A 9,836-nucleotide genomic window follows, 5' to 3' on the forward strand; every position below is an offset into this window, starting at 1 on the left:
GTTATTGCAGTTCTCCTTTTTGCATATAATGGTATTGATTTTCATTTAGAAATAACAATGCTGAGCGGCTATAAACAACTAGAAATCGTTCTCATATATTTATTGCTTTTTAGGATTATCAACCCATTATTAGAAAGGAGAATGTTAAAATAGCTATTTTTTAAAATAGTCTATTGGTCATTGCTTTATATAGCTATGACTTTATTACACACAGCAATAGTCAATTTCACATAACTCAGATACAGGCGCGTTTAGTCTACTACTTATAGTACCTTCACCCCTCTTCCTTTGTATCGAAACTCTGTTGAACCGACTATATTTACAATCGATCATTTGGTAAGCAGATTAGAAGGTTTCCTATCGAATTTTCTATCCGCTATTTACTGACATTGATAACATCATAAAACCCTATACCTCGACACTAGAGGTGTTTGTTCATCATGCCAGCAGACTGATTCTTTTTTTAAAGAGGCACGTTTATGTCAGCACAAAAACCCAATAAAATTCCTGTACAACAAGTCGATCTTGATGCAACTAAGCATCGCGTGCACCCGAGGTTCGTCACAGGTTTTTATCAAAATATTCGCGTCATCACGATGTATGCTCTTTTGGCGGCTTTTTTACTTCTACCATGGCTGCGCTATAATGATAGACAAGCAATATGGTTTGATGTGCCATCGCAGCATTATTATATTTTTGGCATGACGTTTTTGACGCAAGATTTTTATTTTATTGCAGCTTTTGCGATTATTGCTGCGTTTACGCTGTTTATGGTGACAGTATATGCAGGGCGCGTTTGGTGTGGTTACGCCTGTCCTCAAACGATATGGACGCATCTGTATCAATATGTCGAAAAATGGGTGATTGGCGATCGTAATAAGCGTAACAAGTTTGATAAAGCACCGTTAAGTGCGAGCAAAATATTCAAACGCACAATTATCTATTCAATTTGGTTTTTGCTTTCTGTGATTACAGCGGCGACCTTTGTTAGTTATGTGGCAGGGACAGATTCTCTATATCATAGTTGGCAATCAATAGGCGTGATTCCTTTTCCTGACTGGCCAACATGGATCTGGGTCTCAATGTTTATCTTTACCTTTGCTACTTACGCCAATGCAGGCTACATGCGTGAGCAGATGTGTGTACAGATTTGTCCTTATGGTCGCTTTCAAAGTGTGATGTTTGATAAAGATACATTGATCGTATCTTATGACTATGAGCGTGGTGAACCGCGCGGTGCACGTAAAAAAGGCACCAATCCAGAGCACTTAGGCGACTGCATTGAATGTACGATGTGTGTGCAGGTTTGCCCTACTGGTATCGATATTCGAGATGGCCTGCAAGTTGCCTGTATCCAATGTGCTGCTTGTATCGATGCCTGTAATGATATAATGGACAAGGTTGGCTATCCGCGTGGCTTGATTCGGTATACGACCGAGCGTCAGCTAGCAGAAAAAGAACCGAGCCGCGTACTGCGTCCACGACTGTTTGCATACTTAACGCTGTTGGCCGTACTATGTGGCGGCGTCATATATGCGTTGACCGATCGTGTACCATTAGAAATTGATATCCGCCGCGATCGCAATCAGCTGTCTTCTATCAATAATCAAGGTATGATCGAAAACAGCTATATCGTCAAGCTAACCAATAAAACACAAGAAGCTCATACCTATAAGATAACGCTTGCGCCGCAAGATGGGTTGAGTTTAGAACTTCGTTTTAATGATGTACCATTAGAAGCGGGTGAAAGCTTTGATATGCCAGTTAGTATTTATGGTGACCCTGATGTGATAGAATTTGGCCAAACACCTATAACGCTAAATGTGAACAGCGAAAATGATGAGTATAAGGTAAGTAAACAAAATATCTTTACGACTCAAGGTCAGTAAACGACTAAAACACCCGTAATTTAACTTCATGTATGTCATTCGGTAGTCTATAGCTAGTTATTCTAACTAAAGGCTATCGAATAAATGTTTTATCATTAAACTGGCAGCGTTTAGCCGCCAAATTATCCGTTGATGCAATTTATAGATGTCTATTTAATAGATATTTATTGAATACGTATCTGATGCATAGGTATTTTATGTCTACTCCAACACCGAACTTTAAACATCAAGATACGCAGCCATGGTATAAAAATTACATGGTCGTTATCTTTGTGATTGGCATGCCAGCTGCAGTCGTCATTGCTTGTATTTGGTTTGTTTATTACTCCTACCAAATCCGTGATAGCGTGGTACGTGACGATTGGTATATGGATGGTAAGACGCTCTATCATGATGTGTCTCGTGACAAACTCACCTATGACCTAGACTTACATGGACAAATGCAATTTGCAGAAAATGGCGATATTGTATTTTATCTCAACTATCCTGAGCAAAGCCTCCAGTCAGGCAAGCTGCTAAATGGCACACCGCTCACCTATCCTGATACGTTAGAGCTTTCTATTTCTCACGCAACAGATATCAAAAAAGACCGCGACGTTGTACTTAAGCATGTTGAGAGCAATAAATACAGTGCGCAAGTTGATATTGATCCTGTAAAAGCTAAGTATTATCTACAGGTTAGCAATGATGGTAAAGATGATTGGCGCATGCAAGATGTTGCAAAACTACCTCGCTCAGAGGTCAGCTTTGACCCACTACCAGTTTTCGCTAAGAGTTAACGCTATCAATAATATGTAGACATAAAAAAACCAGCCAATCTTTTATGAGTGGCTGGTTTTTTTATGCTATTTAATAAAATTTATTCAACACACCCTAATTCACAAACTACTAAATTACTGGATTAATCGTTGGGATTTTTTGGGATTTTCGCTCGTTTTGCGCAGTTTCGTCCGCCTCTACTGAATAAGACTTGTCACTAGCAAACTTAGGATTAAACGTTTGCGTCTTTGGTGTTACAGGTAAACCAATCTCAGCAAGACTATCCGTCTGCCCAGCCTGAATATTATCACCCTCAAATAAACGCTCATCATTATCACGGTCAAGGCTGAGTGTTTCAAAATCAAACAGCTCGCGATCAGCCAACTGTGATGGCGCTACGTTTTGCATTGCCTTAAAAATAGACGCCAAACGCTGCGGGTGAGCATCATCCCATTCACGCAGCATATCGTTGATGATAGCGCGTTGTAGATTGGTTTGGCTGCCACACAAATTACAAGGAATAATTGGAAATTCCTTTAATTTAGCGTACTCAATAATGTCTTTTTCTTCAACATACGCCAATGGACGAATCAGCATATTTTGCTTATCATCGCTCAATAGCTTGGGCGGCATTGATTTGAGTGCACCACCATGGAATAGATTCAAAAAGAACGTCGCAAGCATATCGTCACGATGATGACCAAGAGCGATCTTAGTTGCACCAATTTGTTTAGCAAAACCATATAGTGATCCGCGGCGCAGACGTGAGCAAGCCGAGCAGTAAGTCTTACCTTCTGGTACCACGCTTTTGACGATGCTATACGTATCTTTTTCTAAAATATAGTGAGCGATGCCCTGCTCGTTTAGATACGCAGGTAAGATATCTTCTGGATATCCTGGCTGCTTTTGGTCAAGATTCACCGCAACGATATCAAAATGAATTGGTGCAATGCGTTTTAATAATAATAGAATATCAAGTAAGGTATAACTGTCTTTACCACCTGAAACACAGACCATCACCACATCACCATCTTCGATCATATTAAAATCGCGGATTGCCCAAGAAACTTGGCGACGTAGCTTCTTTTGTAGTTTACGAAAGTACGCTGATTCGGTAGGTGACTGCGCATTAGCATACTGCTCGTCAATCATGTCCTCATCACTGCCATCTTCAGAGATGTCATCGTACTCTTTACTATTAGTATCGAGGTCTAAAGCCTGACTATCAGAGCTCATTGCGTTAGATGCATCATCAGCTTGAGAAGGAGTATTTGGCGTAAATAAGGTTGCTGCGGTCATAAGTTACTCAATATCTTTATAAGGGTGATTTTACTATAAAGCGATTTACGATAAATATTTAAAGACATTGTCAGCGGTATCAGATGACCAATGCTTTAAAAGCTGCGATTATAACAAATATTGCTAACAGATTGAAAAGATGGCAGTAATACAAACTTTATTTTATGACGATACTGTTTAAATTGGCTTTGGCAGCTTAGTGACGCGTGATTGGTCGCTTCATGGTTCTGTAATAGACGTATTTTTGCTAAAATAACCGTTTTCGTAAACCAATAATAGACAACACTATGACTAACGTTACTTTGCAAAATACCTCCGATCAAGTATCAGATGCTGACTTAGCAGCTCTTACCAAAAGCCAAAATGCGGTTGTCCTTTTATCAGGCGGTCTCGATTCGGTGACTTGCTTATATTGGGCAAAATCACGCTATGCATCAGTGACAGCCGTTAGCTTTGACTATGGTCAACGTCATAATAGTGAACTTGTCGCCGCGAAGACCATCGCTGATACAGCAGGCGTCAATCATAGAATCATTGATATTGATATCGCACAATTGGGCGGCTCATCACTAACAGATCACAGCATGATCGTGCCAGATGGGGATTCAGATAAATTCCCTAGCAAAAAACGCGATGAAATTGACAACGACGCTATCCCCAATACTTATGTGCCTGCGCGTAATACTATCTTTTTATCGTACGCGTTAGCAGTTGCCGAAGTGGCTGATGCCAATCATATCGTCATCGGTGTCAGCTCAGTTGACTATTCTGGTTATCCTGATTGTCGCCCAGAGTATATAGCTGCCTTTGAACATATGGCCAACCTTGCGACAAAAGCAGGCGTTACTGGTCATCGTTTATCGATTCAAACACCATTACAGCAATTGTCAAAAGCACAAACGATCGAGCTTGGCCTATCGTTAGGTGTCGATTACGGGCAGACAATTTCTTGCTATCGCGCAGATGCCGATGGTCTTGCTTGCGGCGTTTGTGACAGCTGCGCATTGCGTCGTCAGGGCTTTGCCCAAGCTGGCGTAACCGACCCTACTCATTATCAATCTTAATTAATTTGGGTAAATCCTATATAAACTGGATACGCTATCAGGCGCGCTTAGGCTAGTTACGGTACCTTTACTTGCCTTCCTTGTATCCAGATTATATTGAGCAAACTACACGCTAACGTTAAATACTGCATTCAGCGATGTTGCCCGTCAACATTTGCGCAACATTCGCTTGCATTAACACAGCATGTCGTTCTTGTATTTTAATCGACATACTTGCTATCGTATGGACGATTGTATCTATCGAACGATGTATATAACAATATTAGTCACTCATATATTAATGAGTTGACTTTGCATTGAACAAAATACACAAAATTGACGCCACCTGTAAGAGGAAATCTATGAAGTTGTTGCCAGTACTACCCCTAGCCTTAGCTGCCCTATTTGCAATGCCACAAGCCAACGCCGCCGACATTAAGCAACAAAATATCAACTCATGTGTCGATGGCGCAGTCAAATACAAGGTCGCTGACAAAAGCAACGCGACCAAACTGTGCAACTGTACTATTGACGTACGTAGTAACATGACCATCGGTCAGATGTGGGAAATAGAAAGCTACGCACAAGATAAAAAGGATCCATCTGGCCTGCCTTATGTGAAGGCAATGCAAAAAGATCTGCAACAGTGTACTGTTGGTCTGGATCTAAAGAAGCCACAGAAACCTGCTTAACTTTTAATCGTTTGATATACAAAAGACTGGCTATTGCCAGTCTTTTGTATATGTATAAGTGATTGTTTTTAATATAAATTTTTAACGCTTGGTATAAATTGGTAGCCATTTTGGTAGCCATTTTTATAGCTACCTATGCTTGATTGTAGCCATAGGGCGGTATAATTGTTTAGGTCTTTATTAGTGGTGACCGCTGCCTAAGTGATTTTTATGCGTTCGCGTAATTAAAAGTTTAGCTATTGCTCTTTGCTTTAACCTCTTTTAACTTTGTTAACACAGCCACTTCAATTAATTGTAGGCATTAGGCTATGACCTGTAAGGGTTCAGCTATGTTTTGGTGTGTTAACCTCTTTTTGAAACGGTTTTTTTCTTGAGCGTGTGAATAGTGGCGCTCTTATGTGGTTTGCCTGTTTAATCTCGATTTATAGCCCCCCTCTAACGTGTCCGAAAACTAACACACTCTATCAGGTTTGCGAGCGTTCTTAACATTAACTATGATTTGTACTGGCTGTGGTTCGTTATTAAGTTCGCTGTCTGCTTTATCAAGTCCTAGTAATTTAGCCTTAGCTAGTATTGATGCCACCATAGCAGATGCTTGCCCGTTCTCTTTGGCTGTCTGCCTTGCATCGTCTAATTCTTTTATTAAGTCATTAATCGTTACTTTCATAAGTTACCGCCCTTGTAGTTTCATCGTCTGCCAATTCGTTCATCAGGTCACTAATTGACTGCACAGCATCGGCATTAACATCTCTAATCACTGGCTTATCTAATCCTAGTAACTTTGCTTGGCTAATGGTTGCCATGATTAAGGCGTTTGGGTTTCTATCCTCAATCGCTATCTGCTTGGCTAACTGTAAATCTTGTATCAGGTCGTTAATGTCAGGTAGTCGCATCTTTTAGCCTCAATGGGTGCAATTTAGTTTATCAAGTGTTGATTGCCATACCTTAGCTGTTAGCTGCTCATGCTCGTTCACCAGCTTGTTATACGTGCTGTGGTGCATGCCTTTAGGACGTTCACCAATGCCGTGGGCAATCCCTGCTTGCCAGCCTAAACGCTGTCTAATCGTATGTAAGCGACTGAATAAGCGGTCTATTGGTTGCTGTAGCTGACTGCCATAATTTGCACCAATACAATGACGGCAAACATACAAGCCAGCAAAATATAAAACGCTTGTACGCTTTGAGCATGACGGGCATAAAAACCAATGACGATAGCCGCCATAATTGCATGGGGTCTTTGATACTTGGATAGAGTAGTCATAAGCCTTGCCGCGGTATTGATAATTAATATCTAAAAAGGGTTCGGCCGCTTGTTTCATCTGTTGGCGATATGTTGAGATATTAATCTTTGAATAGTCGCTAAGGCTGCGAGTGGTGGCAATGGCTGGCATGATGATCTCTAATTGTTATCTAAATCATTAGGTAAATTCATCTTTATCATAGCATAGTGAATATATTTAACCTCATGTTTTCCATACTTAGATGATAGTCATGCCTGCAATAACACTTTATACCCTATCAAAAGCTGCTTAAGTTGCTTAAATTGGCTGTAACGTATGAATGGTAAGCGATTGGCTTAAGATAGGCGTTTGCTTAAGTCTGCTTAAGTTGCTTAAGTTCGTTTTAAATAATGCCTTTTAAGTTCAGTTTAAGCAGTTTAAGCAAGCTTAAGATTTGGCTGTCTTAACAAAAAGCCCCTAACCATAAAGGATAGAGGCTAATTAAGCAGTTTAAGCAAGGTTTCTTAGGTATCAAACATTACTTATAAAGTTTTGGATTAATAGAGATAACTTTCATGCGGCCCTCTAATTCTTGTTTGATATGTCCAGCGGCTTCTAACTTATCAAGCTCATTTTGCAATAGCTTAGTATTCTTACGCATCGGACTAGGTGCATTATTTGATATATAAGTCCTACCTAGTTTATGCGGTGTTTTACCTTTTGCTTTATCCACTAGCCAGTTGCTTAACTTCTCGCTGTCGTTCTGTTCACCTGTGGGCATTGCATCAAGATAACGTAAGCGTTCAGTAGTTGAATACTCCACTAACATAAAGGCGCGTTTTATATCATCAGTGGTAACGGTTTTGCGTCCATCAAAGAATGCCATTAGTGAGGCTATGCGCGTGGCATTTTCTGCCATACGTGAGGCGTAAGCTTTGAGATACTCTAAAACCTGTCCGCTTGCTTGGCGGTTCTCTATCGCTTGCATACCGTCCTCAAAAGCCTGTAATGCTTCATTGCTTGCCCATTGCATTTTAATGCGACTAGGTGCGCCTGTGCTGTCGTTTGGTAGATTGGCTGGCAGTGGGTCAAGTAAGCTTTGACAGCGTGACCAGTAGTCTATTAAGCAAGGGTTATCATGTGGCCTGTCATTCCTACGCTTTGGATCATTCCATACTCTTTTACCTCTTAAGTCCTCAGGGCAAGCAATCATAGCCCGTGCTAAAAATCCTTGTCCGCTCATTAGTGGGTCGGTTAATGCTTTCTCTAAGACTACGCGCTGTCCTTGTAGTAAAAAAGTCATACGCACATCATAAGCTTTGGTTCTTGGATTGGCGTAAGCGTTCTTTTGTGAGCGTGTGCGTCCTGCTACGCCACTACTATAAAGCTTGGTTATCGCGCCTAACGCGCTGCCAGCGGTGTCACTTTTCATAGTGTGGCCATTAAAAAATTGGCCTGCTTCATCAGTGGATAAACTGGCGTTATACATCTCACCATCAACAAAACGATCAATAAGCGGTTCAATCGTTGCATCATCAAACATAGTAACGGGGTTAGGCGGCTTTGGGTTTTCATCTAAAAAAGCGGCTCTGTCTTTACCTTTTAGACTTAATAAATTATTTTCCCATGATGATACGTCACTTAAATAATTAGAATATAGCTGCTTCTCATGCTGATCTATCTTAAAGTGACTTAGGCCCATTACTTGTGTTTTGCCTGTACCGCTTTCGCCCTCTGTAATGATAATAAGGCTCGTTGGCTTGTGTTCGCTGCCCATCGGTGCATCAATATGCGCTTGCCCTATATGGGCTATTGCACCTAAAACGGCTTGCCCTGCCATTGCTAACGGTACTTGCGTATAGTAAGCAATCGCTTCTATTGGCTTTCTTAATATTGGCGGCCATGCTTCGATTGGGTAGCGTGTCGGTTTGCTTGGGTCGCTTGATAATGGTTCAGGTGTGGGCCATGCTACGGTTTTAAGGTCGATTATCTTTGTATCATCAAGGGCTAATATAGACTGATAAGTTAAGTTGCCATATTCTAAATGCTCTAATACTGTTCTGTCACTGGTAATAATGGCCCTCACGTTTGAGCCTATTAATGGCTTGGTAACCTTATCTTTAATATCTAAAGTGGTCATCACGGTAACCGGTGCATCTTGTGAAAAATGCTTAACCATATCATTAAATGACCACTCATCACGGCTAGCTAGTATTGTTACCGGTTCGCCTAACAAAAGATAAGACAGCTCTACGGCATCAGCTATGCTATTAACGGCTATTCGTTCGTGAGCGCTGTCCATCGTGCCAATGATAAAAGCGGCCGTTTCAAAAGGATCAGTCACTACATAGTCTTTGGGCTTGCCGTTTGGTGGCATGCATAACAAGTTTACCGGCTCATAGTCTTTGTTATGCAATACTAGGCCCACCATGTCAGTGGTTAGTAGTTCACCTTGATTTACTGATAAATTAGTCTTAATATCTAATAGCCTGTTAGGTTCTAAAATATCGTGTAATTTCTTTAGCAGTTCGTCATCTTGTAGCGTTTGCGCCGTTGCTGGTTGATGTTCACCTAAAATGCTAACTAAGCCCGCCTTGCCGCGGGTTTTTTCTTGGCTGTCGGTTTGTGGTGTGGTCATCTGTCACCCTCCTTGCCGTCATCAACATATGATTGCTGTATCTTGTCCGCTGCCCGTTTGATTTGGTGGTAGCGTTGCATCTCTTTATCACGCCTTTTCTGTTCCCTGCCATGTATTGATTTAGCATAGGCCAGTTGAGCGTCCATGAATGTTTTAGGGTTATCGCTGCTCATAAGTTACCCCTTGCGCTTTTACTTGCTGGCAAGCTACTAATGATATTAGTAAGCCAATGCCTATAACCCATGCCATAAAGATGATAAACCTAAGTAATAAGCCGCGTTTTTGCGTTTGGCTGT

At 41.1% G+C, this 9,836-nt stretch carries 10 protein-coding genes; 4 read left to right on the top strand and 6 right to left on the bottom strand.

Annotation, left to right across the window (positions count from 1 at the left end; translation table 11 throughout):
• The first annotated feature begins 479 nt into the window (after window positions 1-479).
• Window positions 480-1,889: a cytochrome c oxidase accessory protein CcoG gene (gene ccoG, locus ACT3QR_RS12565; protein ID WP_444521667.1), complete on the top strand. Its 1,410-nt coding sequence runs from the start codon at window positions 480-482 to the stop codon at window positions 1,887-1,889.
• A 197-nt stretch (window positions 1,890-2,086) separates the two neighbouring features.
• Window positions 2,087-2,668 carry a FixH family protein gene (locus tag ACT3QR_RS12570; RefSeq protein WP_444521668.1) on the top strand — a complete coding sequence of 194 codons (582 nt, stop codon included), beginning with the start codon at window positions 2,087-2,089 and terminating at the stop codon, window positions 2,666-2,668.
• 109 nt (window positions 2,669-2,777) lie between these two features.
• Here ACT3QR_RS12570 and ttcA read toward each other — a convergent pair whose 3' ends face one another.
• Window positions 2,778-3,800, bottom strand: a complete 1,023-nt coding sequence (gene ttcA, locus ACT3QR_RS12575; protein ID WP_444521676.1) for a tRNA 2-thiocytidine(32) synthetase TtcA — start codon at window positions 3,798-3,800, stop codon at window positions 2,778-2,780.
• 434 nt (window positions 3,801-4,234) lie between these two features.
• Here ttcA and queC point away from each other — a divergent pair, with 434 nt between their 5' ends.
• Together queC and ACT3QR_RS12585 are read left to right on the top strand one after the other, a co-directional pair.
• On the top strand, window positions 4,235-5,011 hold the full coding sequence (gene queC / locus ACT3QR_RS12580; RefSeq protein ID WP_444521669.1) for a 7-cyano-7-deazaguanine synthase QueC: 777 nt from the start codon (window positions 4,235-4,237) through the stop codon (window positions 5,009-5,011).
• A 341-nt stretch (window positions 5,012-5,352) separates the two neighbouring features.
• A complete protein-coding gene (locus tag ACT3QR_RS12585) occupies window positions 5,353-5,682 on the top strand; it encodes a hypothetical protein (RefSeq protein WP_444521670.1) in 330 nt (109 codons plus the stop codon).
• Window positions 5,683-6,133: 451 nt separating this feature from the next.
• On the opposite strand, the gene ACT3QR_RS12590 is transcribed toward ACT3QR_RS12585, so the two are convergent.
• The 5 genes from ACT3QR_RS12590 to ACT3QR_RS12610 form a co-directional block, all read right to left on the bottom strand.
• Entirely contained in the window at window positions 6,134-6,349 is a 216-nt protein-coding gene (locus tag ACT3QR_RS12590; protein WP_101205717.1) for a hypothetical protein, read from the bottom strand.
• Window positions 6,333-6,575, bottom strand: a complete 243-nt coding sequence (locus ACT3QR_RS12595; RefSeq protein ID WP_444521671.1) for a hypothetical protein — start codon at window positions 6,573-6,575, stop codon at window positions 6,333-6,335. The genes ACT3QR_RS12590 and ACT3QR_RS12595 overlap by 17 nt, the downstream gene beginning before the upstream one ends.
• A gap of 9 nt (window positions 6,576-6,584) precedes the next feature.
• Complete coding sequence (locus ACT3QR_RS12600) at window positions 6,585-7,073, bottom strand: hypothetical protein (RefSeq protein ID WP_444521672.1); 489 nt, start codon at window positions 7,071-7,073, stop codon at window positions 6,585-6,587.
• A gap of 367 nt (window positions 7,074-7,440) precedes the next feature.
• A complete protein-coding gene (locus ACT3QR_RS12605) occupies window positions 7,441-9,540 on the bottom strand; it encodes a DUF3987 domain-containing protein (protein WP_444521673.1) in 2,100 nt (699 codons plus the stop codon).
• Window positions 9,537-9,713 carry a hypothetical protein gene (locus ACT3QR_RS12610; RefSeq protein ID WP_444521674.1) on the bottom strand — a complete coding sequence of 59 codons (177 nt, stop codon included), beginning with the start codon at window positions 9,711-9,713 and terminating at the stop codon, window positions 9,537-9,539. Before ACT3QR_RS12610 ends, ACT3QR_RS12605 begins: the two co-directional genes overlap by 4 nt.
• Window positions 9,714-9,836 lie beyond the last annotated feature (123 nt).

This window comes from Psychrobacter sp. AOP7-B1-25 (assembly GCF_052376195.1).
GTDB lineage: Bacteria > Pseudomonadota > Gammaproteobacteria > Pseudomonadales > Moraxellaceae > Psychrobacter.